This window comes from Anaerovibrio lipolyticus (genome assembly GCF_021531495.1).
Classification (GTDB): Bacteria; Bacillota; Negativicutes; order Selenomonadales; family Selenomonadaceae; genus Anaerovibrio.
In genome coordinates, this window is sequence record NZ_JADYTY010000001.1 from 94,567 (window position 1) to 109,438 (window position 14,872).

The following is a 14,872-nucleotide window of genomic DNA, read 5'->3' on the forward strand; positions in this document are numbered from 1 at the left end:
ATAATGAATCAAATTAAACAAACTTCGCAAGCTATTTTATTTGAAGAATTTAACAGCGCCAAAGAAAATCTGCGCACCATGCTGGATACGCAAAAAAACGTAAATGAATCTGGTTTCATTGCAAACGTTAGAGATACCTTGGGGGTTAGCAGTTTTAAAGAATTTTTGGCAAAATTTTCTCCAGAAATGTGGGAATATTTTGCTGATGGAAAATTTTATTATACGACTGATGCCGATGTAGCAAGAAAGTATAATGGTGTGCCCAAAAGCATTACTGATAATACGTACTATCAAATGTTAGTCAATATGTATGATCAGAAAGGCAGCAGTGGTCAGGCAAATTCAGAATTTGATGATACGGAATTATTGAATATGTTGTCCCCTCAGGCAGAAGTGAAGGAAGCTAAACGGCTTCGCTTAAACTTCGAATATGTTACCAAAGAATATTACAAAGCTAGAGAGGCGGGGGAAAATACAGCAGAACATCAGGCTAAGATTTTTGAGTGCCGGGATCGAATCATTGATAAATACAAGGATTCTAAAGTTGCACTGCTGCCTTTGGCCATTAATGACACCATTCTGAAAATAAACGCGTTGAATAAGAGCAAAGAAGCTATAAAGGCTCTTCCAAGTGGAAGTGTGTGTGAATTGACCTCAGGGCAATTTTCATTTGATGCAGAGGGCAATGTCTGCACCCTTGTAGAACCGCCAAAGGACGACAGACAAGAAAATAGAAGTCACAATGTTGCAGACAGCATGAAGATGATGATCGAAGCTGATTTTGAAGAAAATTATGAAAGTGCTAGTCCAGAAGATGAAAGCGGTACTTTTATCAAAAATATGATGGTTTCTATTTATGCTCCCGGTGGTACTATTCAGAGTGCAAATGACCAGCCTTTGACATTGGAAGAAATCGAACATGATATAGTTGTCTTGAAAAATAAGAAAAATGAATATGAAAAATATTATACCGATGCGAAGGAAGCTTTTTTCCAGGAACTTTCGAAAGTAATTGAAAAAGTTATTGGTGTTAAAATCTTCTTTGACCATGCAACGGCGAAAAACGGTGATGATGCCAAGCTGGAGCTGCCAACGGGCTTGATTGTTGCCAACTGCAAGCCTGCCGATTTGGTAGATGCAGGATTGAAGGCAAAGTTTGAAGCCTATATCGATAACATTGGCAAGAGTCAGGGAGATGATAAATGCTGGTTTGCCATCCTGCCTTCAGTGAAGTACCTGAATAGCACATCGACTGCCCAAAAGTCTGCAAATGATACGGATGATATGTTGAAAGCTCATAAGCGGACGAATAAAGAAGCGGATGCAGATACGGTACGAACTGGTGATGCCTTGACCATAACCGCAGCTAAGAGCCTCCTGAAGATTTTAAATCAGGGACATATTTTAACAGTTTTCAACTTTGACACCTTTAAAGGCAATACCTTTGCCGATATTACAGATGAAACGATTGGGGAGGTTGAGCAGAAATTGCAGGATTATAGGATAGATTATCCTCATGCAGTTTATGCTTATCCTAACTTTACCTTAATGAGGGAAAGAAGAGTTGCGATTACTGATGAAGGCGATGCGCAAAAAATCAAGGTTCCAGGTATTCACATTGATGCCGCTTATCCAGCAGCCGGCTTATTAGTGGGCAGTCAACAGCTGTCGACTCTAAAGAGCAGAGGACTGGGGAATTATCTTATTACGGATGAAGATAATATGAATCCTGTCCGTATCAATTTAGAAGATGCTTTGCTGCAGGAGAATTTTACGACGAAGTTCAATCGGGAAAATGTGATGAATTGGAGTCGTTCTGTGGTACAGAAAATTCAATCGGATATGTTTGGCTTTGCTTTCTGTGGCAATGAAACCTTTGGAAAAGCTGCCAATACCTACATATTAACGGCCCGCACCATGAATCAGATGGAAAATAAGCAGTATAAACCAATTTACAGAGTTATGATGGAAGATTTCATTTTCCAGCTTGTTGAACTTTTGCAGCGGAAACGCTCCCAGATTGAAAAAGAATTGCTCCATAATTTGGTGTCTGTCTGGAGAAGAACAGCAGAAAAATACGAAGGTGAAGAGAAAATCAACCTGGTACTTTTGCAAGGCGAAGACGTTGCTTGGCAGGATGACAAGCGGGATAAGTTGAAGATTAGCTTTAAGGGCGGCGATGAAGCGTTGGATAACATTGATATCGTCAGCGATGATGCTGGTAGTAATAATTAATGCGAAGGAGCGATATTTATGGCAAGTGAAATGAAAAATGGTCAGAGTGGAATTACAATTACATCAGTTAAGGGAGAAAAAATTGTCTTAACCAGTACGAATACGAAGATTAAGTTTGATACTTTGGATTATGAAAAAGTCCGGGATAAATCTAAGGCTGTTATTGCTACGGTGATCATTACAGGTAAAATCAAAGGCACAGATATAAGTGAATTGAAGAAAGTATTCAATTGGAGTAAGAGCTTCAAGTCAGATGAAGTCTATCGCAAATTAGTCGTCGAATATACAAAAGGGACAGATGAAATAAGACGGTCTTATGAATTTAGCGAGATGTTTGTCCTGAATTATGAGGAATACTTAACCGAGGCTGGTACAGATTCTCAATATACTTTGACATTGCGGCAAAAAGAAGATCATCTTGATGATATTAAAACGTATTAAGTAGGGAGATGAAGTGTAGATGCAGATTGAGGGGATAGCAGGGTTATTGCGGATATGCGCCTGCCAGTTGCAAAAAAAAGAAGGGGAGCATAGCTGTTTTTTCTTGGAGGCACTGGTTCCCGAGGAAAAAGGAAATGCATATTTGCATCAAGTACACAAACCCATCAAAGTCTATTTAACAGAGGGCTCAGGAGAAAAAGGAGATTGCGTTTTTTGTGGTCTTATTACTTCTGTTACACTCAAACAGGATTTTTCTGCCACCAAAATCTGCGTCTACGCCTCTTCTTATTCCCTTTTATTAGATTTACATGAGCAAACACGCATTTTTCAAGATGAAAATAAAAAGCTAAAGGATATTTTGTCAGCAGACCGCTTGAAATTATCCCAGGACATGGGGCGGGGGGCGGTGTCCCTTGAAGTGGCAAAATCTATTTTACAGCGCCCATGTAAAGAAATTGTTGTGCAAAATAAAGAGACTAATTTCTCTTTTTTGAAGGGATGGAGCAAAGTGCTGCATATCCCTTTATGGGTTCGGGATCGGAATACGGATTTGACCTTGAAGTTGGACAACAATACTTCAAATCATATTTTGCCAATTACGGAAGCTCAAGTATATCAGTTCCATACTCACTGTGACTTTTCTGCCTCCACCTGTGAAGTTACGCTAAATCGTTATGTAGAACTGGGCTATGTCCTGACCTTTCCAGGTATAGTGGAAGGGAATTATTTGGTAATGGCCTGTAGTGCCTCTTATGAACAGGGACGGGATATTTATCGAGCCAAGTTGAAGAAAATTGTCAAAGAGACAGCTGATGAGGGCAAGCTGGACTTTTCCTGGCAGGCTCCTTTGCGTTTATTAGCAATTGTTACCAATGTAGAGGATCCGGCGCATCTAGGGAGGATACAAGTTCATTTTATGGGTAATCAACCAGAATATGCAGATATTGATGAAAAGAAGCCTTGCTGGTTACAGTATCGCAGTCCTTATACAGGTACCCAAAATGGTATTGTCTTTTTACCTGATAAAGGAGATATGGTGGAGGTTACTCTGTTACATGGACAGGCCTATGCCATGACAGCCTGGCGCAGTCGACCTCTTGCTGAGGAAGGGCAGAAGGTAAAAGATAAATATATTGGCAATAATTTTCAAAGGCGTATTATTTGGAAAGAAAAGTCGCTGGAATTATTATCTGGCCCTAATAAAATTGTCATGGATGATGAAAAGGTGGAAATCATGGTAGGAAATACCCAGCTGCAGCTGGATAAGGAAGGCCTGCAGCTGCAAGTGCAAGGTGGGAAAACCGCGTTAAAGATTACAGGGGATTTTAACTTGCAGTCCAATGGCAGTTTAGCACTGTCAGCTAAAGAAATAAATGCCAAGGGAAGCGGAGATATTAAATTTGACAGCGGTAAAGATGTACATCTCAAGGGAAATCACATCAAGATGGGATAAGGAGAAGGGTGAATATGGAACGAGATGAATTAAAACAGTATCTTAAGTGTGCTTTGGAACCGCTGAGAATGGCACAAGAGGAAGCAGTAAAACAAATGGAGAAAACTGTAACAGGACAGTTACAGTTGAAGCCGGAGGCCTGGACAAAGCTTTGGGAAATTAAAACCCTACTGGTGCCAAAAGATGAGGTAGAGCGGTGTAAGACTCGGGGCTATGTGCCAATGAATGAAGATATATCTGCCATTTTTCATCAAGAATGGAATTTGCTAGATGGTGAGGATTCGCTGGAAGAAAGAGGACATCGAGAATATTTCTGGAATGGGACATACGAATCCTGGCAGGATGAAATCAATGCTAATCAACTTTATGAAGGGTATTTTACCGACTATGAAGGAAAGGTACAGCCTTTTCATTATAAGCTGAGGCCTTCCCATGAATTGATGGGTGCGGAAAAGAAGCTTTATGAGGCGGCCAGATTGTATCGGATTCAAAGGCCGGTTTTATTTTCTCCTTGGTCAAGGCGGCTTGTATCTATTCAGTTGCAAGATGATATTCTGCCTATGACGGCGGCTGAATTTTTTGCCGGCACATATGATTTCCGCTGGCAGGAAAATGGCTTAGCAAATAAAATTCTGGAAGGCTTGGAATTGATGTGGAATGTGGCACTGGAAAGAGAAAAAGACGGTAGTGCCAGCATTTGGCCTGATCCGGTTACGGGAGCTACTTGTGATGGTATTCGTTTTTCTAACGTTAGTGATCGTACCTTTATCATACTAAATGAATTGACAAGTACAGCCTCCACGGCTGTTTTTGAAAAAAGCAGCCAGGTTATCAAGCTCTATGGAGATGCTTCCCATGAGGCTTGGCGGCTGGATATTCAAGAGATAGAACAACCAGTGGCTAGTACATATCCCACACTTTGTTTTGCCAATGTCTATGAACTGCCTCGCTTTGGTGAAAGCAGGCGCCTTTGTACAAAAGGCGATATCCTTAGCACCTTGCAGCGTTATAACGGTGCCTTGCCAGGAGTATCAATTGATGAAGATATATCCCTAAAAAGACCAGAGCATACCAAGTTGATTGCTCCTTATGTTGGTGAGGATGTATATGGCGGCAAGCTGGATAGGGAAAGCCTGATTTATCAACGGGAACGTGTCCGCCATCTGCCAGAATGTTTCATTCGTTTTTATTTAAAATGGGGTGCTCATTCAAATCATGACTATGATTATTTCTTAACTGATTACGCCCGTTATGTATTGGCTGATTTGAACTACCGATTTCCAGATTTTAAATGGAGGGGAGTGATAGCAGATGAGTAAGGTTTGGCAGGATTTTGATGCAGAAAAAGAATATATTGTGGATACAAATCCCGTCTCGCCTTTCATTGAAGTCTGTTGCAAGTCCTCCAGGACTGTAAAGGTCAACCCGTTAGTGCGTTTTCCCCAGTTGTTTTTGCCCCTTTGTCAGGAAGATAGTGGTTTTTCGGACGAAGAAAAACCAGTGATTGAAAATGCATTGTTTCATTACATTGCTAAGATGGATCGTTTAAGCGGTATGAACTTGCTAGCTCTGCGGCTCTTGGATATGCATCATGATATACAGCAGGGCTTATATGGAACTCAGGTAAAGGAATGGTATGCAAGCTTGAGGCCAAGGGATCAATATGCGTTACTACGTGGTATGGAACAGTCACGGTACGAAGAAATTCCCCTGTATCATATGTATCGGATTCTGCTGCAGCATTTTTTTCCAGGGGCCAAAGTCTATATTCATGAAGCAGAACAGCAGGTACTAGCCTATATTCCAGAAGAGGAAAGCGATGCCAAAGAGAGAACGGCAAAGCTATTGCAATTTTTGTTTCTTGATTTGCTTTGGGATACGTGCCTGTTTTGGAAATGGCCTTTTGGTATCATTGGTGAAGAACAGACAATGCATATGGACAATATGGTTATCTATTGAATAAGAGTGAGGCATTAGCATGGGAAAAGAGATAGGTATTGATTTTGGAACAACAAATACAGTTGTTTCGTATTACAATAAGAAAAACCGTTTGAGAACCTTGAAATATGACGGAAGTGCCATTATTCCTTCTGTCATATATTTCAATAGCAAAGAAGATATTCTGATTGGCAGTAAAGCTAAAAAGAAATTAGAGTATTTGAAAAACGGGGCAGGTATTGGTAATTTCAAGCCGAAAATCGGCAATTCAGACCGGGTGGAAATTGTTACAGAAGAGGGTGAAACACTTCGGCTTCGCTATAGAGATATTGCGACTAATTTTTTGAATCAGGTTATCCGGGGTGTCGAGGAAAAATTAATCCGCGAATTTGGTTCCGACGAAGGGTGCCTGGACCGAGCCGTAGTGACTGTACCTGCCATGTTTAACGACAAGGAACGCTCAGCTACCAAACGAGCCGTTAGAGAAGCCGGTATTCAGGAAGTAAAGCTCGTTGCCGAACCGACAGCAGCCGCCGTTGCCTATGAAGAAGACATGGGTGAACATATTCCTAATGCTACTGTCTTGGTCTATGATTTCGGAGGTGGTACCTTTGATGTTTCAATCATTCAGGAAAGCCACGGGCAGTTTAAAGAAATTGCCAGAGGAGGTCGGAAGAACTTGGGCGGAAACAATTTAACGGAAAAAATATTTCAGAAGCTTTGGCATGATTTCAACGAGAAATATGGTCTGGAATTACCTTTAGAAGATGATGAATTTGATGAAGAATATTATCATTATTCTTTCGATAACTACCGTAAGAATAAGGTAGCATTTTGGGATGGTGCCAACCATTTAAAGGAAGATTTATCCGAGGTTGAGGAAGTTGAAGAGGAGCTAAGTGTCTTTGGGGCTAATGGGAACCCGGAATTATATACAATCAGACTAAGCCGGGAGGAGCTGAATCAGCTAATTGAACCCGAAATCACCGAAACAGTGGAATCCACCATGCAGACGATTGAAGAGGCCAAAAACCGTGGCGTTTCCAGAGTAGATCAAGTGGTTCTGGCAGGTGGCAGCTCGAATATCCCCTTGGTAGCCGAAAAAGTAAGTGAAGCCCTGCAAAATCATGATACCGTATATGGTGACAATGTTTCCACCCTTATTTCCCGTGGGGCAGCGGTCTTGGCAAAACAATATAAGAATATTGATGCACTGACTCAGCCTATTACTAATGTTGATTTAGGTGTTGTTGTAACTGATGGCGTACAGTATCAGAAATTCAATACGATTATTCCTGCCGGGACAGACCTGCCTTGCCAGAATAGCTGCAAATTCCGCCTATTTCGTGATGGACAGCAGAAATTGGAAATCAATTACTACGAACGTGATAGCAAGAACTATCCCAAAGCGTCCCGTGTCGGAGATGAGGGAATTGAACTGGTTGATACATTAGTCATAGATTCACTGCCAGCCAATTTAAAAAAGACAGAAGTCACGATTGAAGTTACTTTCTGTGCCCAAAAGGATGGAACTTTGGATATGGATGTGGCTTTAACGGACCAGAAAGGCTGTATTATCAGTCAGGAAGTGATGAAGTATCAAAAGAAGAGCGATTTGGAGTGAGATTAATGGAAAATATAGAACAACTTTCATCACGATTAGAAGCCAGATATGGGAATCCTGAAGCAGCTTTCCTCGCTCGTGCAGGAATTAGGCTGAATATTGCTCCGGCTGCTGCTCCGGCTATTGCTCCGGCGGAAGTTAAGAAGCCTGTATCTAAGGTTGCTAAGGTGGTTCAGACAAAGGTAGATTTAAAAATCTGCAATGAAGCAGATTGGGAGAAAGCAACAGCAAAATTAAAAGATATCCAATCTCTAGTTCGTTATATCAGCAAATCTGCCTACAAAGATCGAGAAAAACTTTTGAAAATGCTGCAGCAGTATACAGTAACCATTGAGAAAAAAATGGTTTGTCCAGAAGATGAAGAAGAGCAATGTGCTGAAATTTGGCTGTCTAAGGTTCAGAATATCCTAGAAAAGCGATTTAAGAACTTGCGTATTGCTGCACGCCGCATAAATCAAATGCCGCTTTTTCAATATGGGTTGCAACATGAGATACAAAAATATTTTTCTGGCCTGGGCATGCATGAGAGTACATTCCGGGAAGGTACTATGATCAGCGGTCAGGAAGAGTGGTTTGACATTCATCCCTACCCGAATGATGATGAGCATCTGAATATAAGGATTAAGGAAATTGAGCTGCAGCCTTACTATGTTATGTACTTCGATAATGAAGAGGAGAATGTAGAGCAGGCAGTTAAGCGGTTCATCTTTCCAGGGCAAGCCTGGGTATATGAAAAGAAAAAGGAGGCATAAACAATGTCTTTTTGGGATTTTTTACATGTAGGAAAATACAAGAAAAAAATAAGAGAACTGACACAGCGCAACAAAGCCTTAGAACAGGAATTAGAGCAGTCAAGACGGGAATTAGAGCAGTCAAGAGGGGAACGACAGCAATTACAGCAGGAAGTACAGCAATTACAGCAGGAAGTACAGCACTTACAGCAGGAATTACAGCAATTGAAGCTGCGTCAACAGGCAAGGCTACAGGTATCGGCACAAACTCCGGTACAAGCTCCAGCGGAAGAAAAGCCCCTTGACATTACTGGCTTTAGCCTGCCCCACACAGATAGAATTTTGATTAAATCATCTTCTGATATTCCCCAAGCTATTCAGAAAATAAAAAATATCGACGGTATATGTTCTTTCTTGAAGAAGAGTGGCGACAAGGAAGCCGTGACACTTACCAAGGCTATGGAAGAATACATAAAGCGTATCCAACGCTTCGAAGCAGCACTGCCACAAAAACAAACAAAATGGGATGATGATATAGTCTCGGAAGAAGCAACAAGCGCCCTGTTTGCAATTATGCAAAAAAGTCTGTTGAAAATGCTTCCTGTGGCCATTCTCCGAGGCAGTGCCAGAAATCCTTCCTTCTATGAAGGATTGTTGGCGGAACTTAATCAGTATTTACAGCAATGCGGTGTATACACTTTGCTGCCATCCAGCAAGGAATATTTTGATACAGAGGATTGTAATTTTATGGAGGTCCTGCCACTGCCAACGAAAAATCATGCTGATGATAAACGGGTAGAGAGCATTGAGCGGCTGCCTTACTGCCTTGATTATCTTGACGAGGATGAAGAGCGACAGGTCTGTCGAGTAGACGGGCAAATATCTGTATACCGCTTTGAAGCTTGAAACCTACAGAGGTGGAGTACTGTATATGGAGAAAAAAAAGATTTACGCCGGCATTGATTTCGGGGCTTGTAATATTAAAGCTGCCTACTTGCAGGGAAATAGAATGCGTCTGGTTAAATTAAATAAAGATCAGCAGGCAGGCAATCAAACCCCCAATGTCATCTATTACGATAAAATTAACGATAAAGTCGTAAAATCAATAGGTCTGTCCGCTCAGAGAAGACTAGATTATGAGAATAAGGTGTCTCATATCAAGACAAAATTAGAACAAGCGGACTGGCACCAAAACATACCCAATTTAGGGAAAACGGTGACACCGCTGGAAGTGGCTCGGGATATTTTTGCTGAAGTCTGGCAGGAAATGGTCAGAATACAAGGGGATGCCAGTTGTTGGGATATTACCCTGACGATTCCTGTATGCTTTTCCGTGGTGCAAAAAAATTATCTGTATCAGGCGGCTTTGGAAGCAGGGATACCGGTGAAGCGGATTGTTTCAGAGCCTTTTGCAGCCCTCTTTTCCCAGGAGGATTTGGTAGATGAGGCTGATGAGGAAGAATTAGGCCTTATCTTTGATTTTGGCGGATCTACCCTGGATATCAGTCTGTTACAGCTAATGCCGGAGGAGGATGAAGTTGAAATACAGGAAATAGCTGCTACAGGTCTTTTATATGGTGGTCTGGATATTGATCAATTAATTTACGAGGAGCTCTTGCAAAAGAAATATCCTGATGACATAAAGACACTGTTGCAAGACGATGAAAGCGGGGCAGCAAAAGCTGAACTATTCCAAGGAATTGCCGATGCGAAGCAGGATTTGTTTGATTCAGATGGAGGGGAAGAGGAAAGCAGTATTCTTATTTCTGACAAAAAAAGTGGTTCCCTCCATGATATGACCATTACCCAGGAAGAGGTTGTGCAGATTTTAGAAGCTTCTACCATTGGACAGCGCATTCGGGATGCTTTGGATGTAGTTATGGAGGAAGCGGATATGCCCCTTTCTTGGATTCGCACCTTTGGGGGAACATCGTATATTCCTTATTTCCGTCAGTTGTTGGCAGATTATGCTGGTGACGAAGTATTTGATGCCGATGAAGAAGTTGATGAGGATATGTATACGGCTGTAGCAGAAGGCGCTGCCCGCTATGGTGCTATTTGTGGGGGAGATGAAACAAATATCATTGCCCATAACCATATACCCTATGCTATTGGTTTTTTGGCAGATAAGGGGTTTCGACCTTGTATTAATCGGAATGCTTTGCCGGGATTCATTACAGGATATAGGTTGTGGCAGCGTTCCTATGTAGAGTCTTTGGCCTATAAGATTCCAGTGTATCAGCAGTTCCTAACGGCTGAATCGGAACATCAGGCTCCAGTCTATATTGGCAGTATTCAATTAGATGCTTCCCAATATCCGGGTATGTCATCAATTATGTACAAAATGAAAATTGATGCCCAGGAACAGATTCAGGTGACGACATTTTTGCAAAAGGAAGGGCAGACGGAAGCTGAGCGGGATATTATTCCTATTGAACAGTTGATAGTCCCTATAGGAGGTCAATAAATTGAAGGAAACATACGAAAAATTATACACCTATGGCAAATCATTAACTCAGGATTTGCAGGCTGTACAGGAACATTTATATCAGGCATTATGTCAGGCAGACACGGAAAACAGTAATTTACAAAATAAGATGGCTGAAATGCGTGCTGCTTCAGAAGGTGAAATACAGAGGCTGGCAAATCTGCTGCAACAGAAAAATATTGCTAATCAGGCTATGCGACAAAAGCTGGACAGCCAGATAGCAGAGCTGCAACATAGTGTAAAGCAGGCAGCGGAATATCAATCATTCCTGGAACAGCAGCAGGGCAAAATAGCTGCGAAAGAAAGAGAGTTAAACGCTAGAACGAAAGAATTGGGTGACAGAGAAAGGAAAATAGCCGAGGGGGAGGAAGCACTCAAAACAAAGGAAGAGGAATTAGAAAAGAAACGCCGCGAACTGGAAGCGGGGGATGCATCGAAAAAAGTTCAGGCCTTGGAAAAAGAAAAAAAAGATATGGAAAACAGGTTAGAAGAGGCAAATCAAAACTACAATCAAGCACTACAGGAGAAGGCATCTTTAGCTAGAAAGTTGTTTGCGTTAAGTTCGGACTATGACAAAAAATTGCAAGAAAAAGATGAGAAAATCCAGGAATTGGAAAATGCGCTGGCCACCTATCGGCCTAAACCCCAAGTAATTCGTTGTATCAGTTACAGCAGCAATGATGATACAGACAGATAATAAGTAAAACAGGTGATGAAAATGAGTGAAGAAATTTATGTAGGTATTGACTTAGGTACGACAAACACCCTGGCTTGTTTTTTCCGTAAAGGCAAGCTGCGTTTTGCCAAATTCCCAGGCAGCGGAAAATTAATTCCATCCGTACTTTACGTGGATGAAAGAAAAAAAGTCCATGTAGGCGAAATAGCAAAACAAATGATGGGGCTGGATCCCCAGAACGGTATTCGCTCTGCCAAGACGGATATGGGTAATGCTGGGAAAGTCTGGAATTGCTATGGTCTGAGTTTTACGCCGACGGAGGTAGCGGCAGAAATTCTAAAAGCTGTGCGTCAGGCGGTCATAAAGGCCACGAAAAGTGATGAGGATGCGGTGGTTAAGGCAGTTATTACTGTACCGGCCTATTTTAATTCCAATCAGCGTGATGAAACAAAGAAAGCCGGTCAGGCAGCAGGTATTGAAGTCCTGCAGATTATTACAGAACCTATGGCTGCTGCCGTGGCAGCCGGGCAGGAATTGGAACTGGATAAGAAAATTCTGGTGGCGGACCTGGGGGGCGGTACTTTTGATCTAAGTGTCTTGGAGGCAGACCTTCAGCATCATAGCTACCGTGCTCTGGATGTTGACGGAGATCGTCATTTAGGCGGTGATGACTTTGATACATGCCTGGGGAATTATTTTATCCAGCAAATCAAAGCTGACTGCGGTGTGGATTTGTCTTCTATGGAAGCCTCAGGGCTTGCTCCTGGTGATTACTACAGTGTGCTTCATAGAATACAGGAAGAGGCAGAAAAGGCAAAGACGGATCTCAGTGATGTGGAAGAAACCAATGTCCTGATTTCTGAGCTTTTTCAGCTGGGAAGGGAAGCCTATAGTTTCGAAGAAACCCTTACACGGGAGCATATGGATGCCATCTTCCAGCCCCTATATAATAAAATCTTTACGCGGATTCACAACTTCGTCAGCCAGTCCAATAAGTTCGCTTCCGCTGATATTGCCACGATTATTCTAGCTGGTGGTAGCTGTTATATCCCATATATCCAAAGGGAAATGAAAAACATTTTCCACCAGCCTGTGGATACCCAGATGGACTTAACCACTATTGTTGCGACTGGAGCCTGCTATGTGGCAGAATCACTGCGGGGCGGTATGGAAACAGAAGGCGAACAGGTGGTAATTGAAGATATCATTGCTCATTCCTTGGGCATCCTGGTAGCTGATAAAAATGGAAATGACGTGTTGTCCAAAATCATAGATAAAGGCGAGGTCTATCCTTGCCAAAAAAGTCGTTCTTATACCACCACCAGGGATTGGCAGACGGTAATCCCTATTGATATCTATGAAGCAGGGGCGGATTGTGAAGACAAAAAAGAAATAGAAAATCATGATTTTTATGGCAATATGGAATTGACGGATATTACCGCGAAAAAGGCAGGGGAAGTAAAGATTAACGTTACCTTTGCCTATGACCAAAGCGGCTGTTTAACTGTAACGGCAGAAGAAGATGAAAGCGGAATTTCTAAACAGATTATGATACATAAAGGCGAAAAAGCCAAGGTGTTCTCAACCAAAGTGATGTCAGCCGATATGGTTGTCCTGTTGGATACATCTGGCAGTATGGGCATGGGCGTTTTTTCTAGTATGGAAGCTGCATTAGAAGCTTATAAGACCTTGGTAACAGACCTGGTGGATTTGTCGCAAAACCGGGTAGCCTTAATAACCTATGATAATTTTGCTGTAAAGAGGGCGCCTCTCACCCATTCCTTAGACGAACTGCTGCTGGCCACTAATAATGTCGTAGCATATGGCGGGACTAAGATATATCCGGCTCTGACAGAGGCAAAAGGATTGTTTGAGGCTAATGCTTCCCGGAAATTTGTCCTGATTATTACAGATGGTTACTTTGACGACGATTCTAAAGGACGGTCTCTGTCAAAGGAGATGAAAGCTAATGATATAACCATTATTTGCATCGGTGCCGGGGATGGAGTGAATTATAAGATGCTGGAAGGACATGCCAGCTCCGGTATGGTTTATACGATAAAATCAATGGATGAATTGGCAGATACCTTTAGAACCATTTCAGAAAGAATCCAATTAAAAGAATAGGAGGGAAAATAAATGGCTGATATTGCTATGGTGAAAAGGATTATGCAAGATTGTTTCATGCCTTTGGAGCTGACAATGGAAGATTTTTGCGAGCAAGTTTCATATATGGATAGGGACGATTTTTGGAGAATAAGTGATGACACACAGACAAAAGATGATATTATCGATGCTTTTAAAGACTATATAGACTTAGATGACTTAAAGGATTTAGTTAAGGCTCTCTTGGAGCGTTTTGATAAACCATCTGAGAGCATTGATGATATTGATGAAGACGAAGATATGTGTTTTTTGATAAGACATGGCCTGGTTTTTATTTCAGAAGAGGAAAGAAGACAAAAAGCGGAAGGAAGTCCTCAGCGTATTGATGAGCTTTTTGATGAGCTTGATGATATAATTGCAAGTTCTCAGAGGGAGCTGGATGAGCTGGAAGAAGCGCGAGCAAATATGTTAGAGGAGATAGATCAAAAACGCAATCAAATACTTCAGAGAATGGAAGCTTTGCACAGTAGAGTGGCTAAATTAGGTGCGAACCAGGAAAATATACAGCCCAAAAAAGATGAGAGAATACGGGAAATGGAGGGCAAATAAATGGCTAATATTGCTAAGGTGAAAGAGATTATGGAAGCATGTTCTATGCCTTTGGAGCTGACTGTGGAAGAGTTTAAAGAGCAAGCTTCATATATGGGTAGGCAATGGTTTTTTAACTTAATTAATGCACAGACAAAAGGTGATATTATCTGTGTTATGAAGGAAACATTAATTTTGACAGACTTACAGGATTTGGTTAAAGATCTCTTAGAACGTTTTGATAAGCCATCTGAGAGTATTGATGATATTAGCAACTATGAAGATATGTATTATTTGCTAAGACATGGCCTGGTTTTTATTTCGGAAGAGGAAAGAAGACAAAAAGCGGAAGGAAGTCCTCAGTATATTGATGAGCTTTTGGGTGCTCTTAATGATATAGTTACAAATTCTCAGCAGGAGCTAAAGGAACTGGAGGAGGAGCGGGACAAGCTGGTAGAAGAGATAAATCAAAAACGCAATCAAATGCTTCAGGGAATTGAAGCTTTGCGCAGTAGATTGGCTGAGTTAGGTGCGGAATGTGAAAATATCCTGCCCCAAAGAGATGAGAGAATACGGGAAATGGAGTGAAAAT

At 41.6% G+C, this 14,872-nt stretch carries 13 protein-coding genes; all 13 read left to right on the plus strand.

Annotation, left to right across the window (positions count from 1 at the left end):
* Positions 1–3 precede the first annotated feature (3 nt).
* The 13 genes from I6E26_RS00425 (at position 4) to I6E26_RS00485 (ending at position 14,868) form a co-directional block, all read left to right on the plus strand.
* A complete protein-coding gene (locus I6E26_RS00425) occupies positions 4–2,235 on the plus strand; it encodes a hypothetical protein (protein ID WP_235319847.1) in 2,232 nt (743 codons plus the stop codon).
* Positions 2,236–2,253: 18 nt separating this feature from the next.
* A complete protein-coding gene (locus I6E26_RS00430) occupies positions 2,254–2,676 on the plus strand; it encodes a hypothetical protein (protein ID WP_235319848.1) in 423 nt (140 codons plus the stop codon).
* A gap of 508 nt (positions 2,677–3,184) precedes the next feature.
* Positions 3,185–4,129 (plus strand): phage baseplate assembly protein V, encoded by a 945-nt coding sequence (locus tag I6E26_RS00435; protein ID WP_235319849.1) that lies wholly within the window; start codon positions 3,185–3,187, stop codon positions 4,127–4,129.
* Between the two features lie 14 nt (positions 4,130–4,143).
* The gene (locus tag I6E26_RS00440) at positions 4,144–5,448 is read left to right on the plus strand and encodes a hypothetical protein (protein ID WP_235319850.1); all 1,305 of its coding nucleotides are present in this window, start codon (positions 4,144–4,146) and stop codon (positions 5,446–5,448) included.
* Complete coding sequence (locus I6E26_RS00445) at positions 5,441–6,088, plus strand: hypothetical protein (protein ID WP_235319851.1); 648 nt, start codon at positions 5,441–5,443, stop codon at positions 6,086–6,088. Before I6E26_RS00440 ends, I6E26_RS00445 begins: the two co-directional genes overlap by 8 nt.
* 19 nt (positions 6,089–6,107) lie before the next feature.
* Positions 6,108–7,691: an Hsp70 family protein gene (locus I6E26_RS00450; RefSeq protein ID WP_235319852.1), complete on the plus strand. Its 1,584-nt coding sequence runs from the start codon at positions 6,108–6,110 to the stop codon at positions 7,689–7,691.
* 5 nt (positions 7,692–7,696) lie between these two features.
* The gene (locus I6E26_RS00455) at positions 7,697–8,443 is read left to right on the plus strand and encodes a hypothetical protein (protein WP_235319853.1); all 747 of its coding nucleotides are present in this window, start codon (positions 7,697–7,699) and stop codon (positions 8,441–8,443) included.
* A 3-nt stretch (positions 8,444–8,446) separates the two neighbouring features.
* Positions 8,447–9,328, plus strand: coding sequence for a hypothetical protein (locus I6E26_RS00460; RefSeq protein ID WP_235319854.1), 882 nt, complete (start codon positions 8,447–8,449; stop codon positions 9,326–9,328).
* Positions 9,329–9,353: 25 nt separating this feature from the next.
* Positions 9,354–10,889: an Hsp70 family protein gene (locus I6E26_RS00465; RefSeq protein WP_235319855.1), complete on the plus strand. Its 1,536-nt coding sequence runs from the start codon at positions 9,354–9,356 to the stop codon at positions 10,887–10,889.
* A 1-nt stretch (position 10,890) separates the two neighbouring features.
* Positions 10,891–11,607, plus strand: coding sequence for a hypothetical protein (locus tag I6E26_RS00470; protein WP_235319856.1), 717 nt, complete (start codon positions 10,891–10,893; stop codon positions 11,605–11,607).
* 21 nt (positions 11,608–11,628) lie between these two features.
* Entirely contained in the window at positions 11,629–13,713 is a 2,085-nt protein-coding gene (locus tag I6E26_RS00475; protein WP_235319857.1) for an Hsp70 family protein, read from the plus strand.
* 12 nt (positions 13,714–13,725) lie between these two features.
* Positions 13,726–14,301: a hypothetical protein gene (locus tag I6E26_RS00480; RefSeq protein WP_235319858.1), complete on the plus strand. Its 576-nt coding sequence runs from the start codon at positions 13,726–13,728 to the stop codon at positions 14,299–14,301.
* Positions 14,302–14,868, plus strand: a complete 567-nt coding sequence (locus I6E26_RS00485) for a hypothetical protein (RefSeq protein WP_235319859.1) — start codon at positions 14,302–14,304, stop codon at positions 14,866–14,868.
* The last annotated feature ends 4 nt before the right edge of the window (positions 14,869–14,872 follow it).

Bases quoted from the DNA above. Each gene is read 5' to 3' on its own strand.
- I6E26_RS00425 (WP_235319847.1), top strand. From the start codon at position 4: ATGAATCAAATTAAACAAACTTCGCAAGCTATTTTATTTGAAGAATTT.
- I6E26_RS00430 (WP_235319848.1), top strand. From the start codon at position 2,254: ATGGCAAGTGAAATGAAAAATGGTCAGAGTGGAATTACAATTACATCA.
- I6E26_RS00440 (WP_235319850.1), top strand. From the start codon at position 4,144: ATGGAACGAGATGAATTAAAACAGTATCTTAAGTGTGCTTTGGAACCG.
- I6E26_RS00445 (WP_235319851.1), top strand. From the start codon at position 5,441: ATGAGTAAGGTTTGGCAGGATTTTGATGCAGAAAAAGAATATATTGTG.
- I6E26_RS00450 (WP_235319852.1), top strand. From the start codon at position 6,108: ATGGGAAAAGAGATAGGTATTGATTTTGGAACAACAAATACAGTTGTT.
- I6E26_RS00455 (WP_235319853.1), top strand. From the start codon at position 7,697: ATGGAAAATATAGAACAACTTTCATCACGATTAGAAGCCAGATATGGG.
- I6E26_RS00460 (WP_235319854.1), top strand. From the start codon at position 8,447: ATGTCTTTTTGGGATTTTTTACATGTAGGAAAATACAAGAAAAAAATA.
- I6E26_RS00465 (WP_235319855.1), top strand. From the start codon at position 9,354: ATGGAGAAAAAAAAGATTTACGCCGGCATTGATTTCGGGGCTTGTAAT.
- I6E26_RS00475 (WP_235319857.1), top strand. From the start codon at position 11,629: ATGAGTGAAGAAATTTATGTAGGTATTGACTTAGGTACGACAAACACC.
- I6E26_RS00480 (WP_235319858.1), top strand. From the start codon at position 13,726: ATGGCTGATATTGCTATGGTGAAAAGGATTATGCAAGATTGTTTCATG.
- I6E26_RS00485 (WP_235319859.1), top strand. From the start codon at position 14,302: ATGGCTAATATTGCTAAGGTGAAAGAGATTATGGAAGCATGTTCTATG.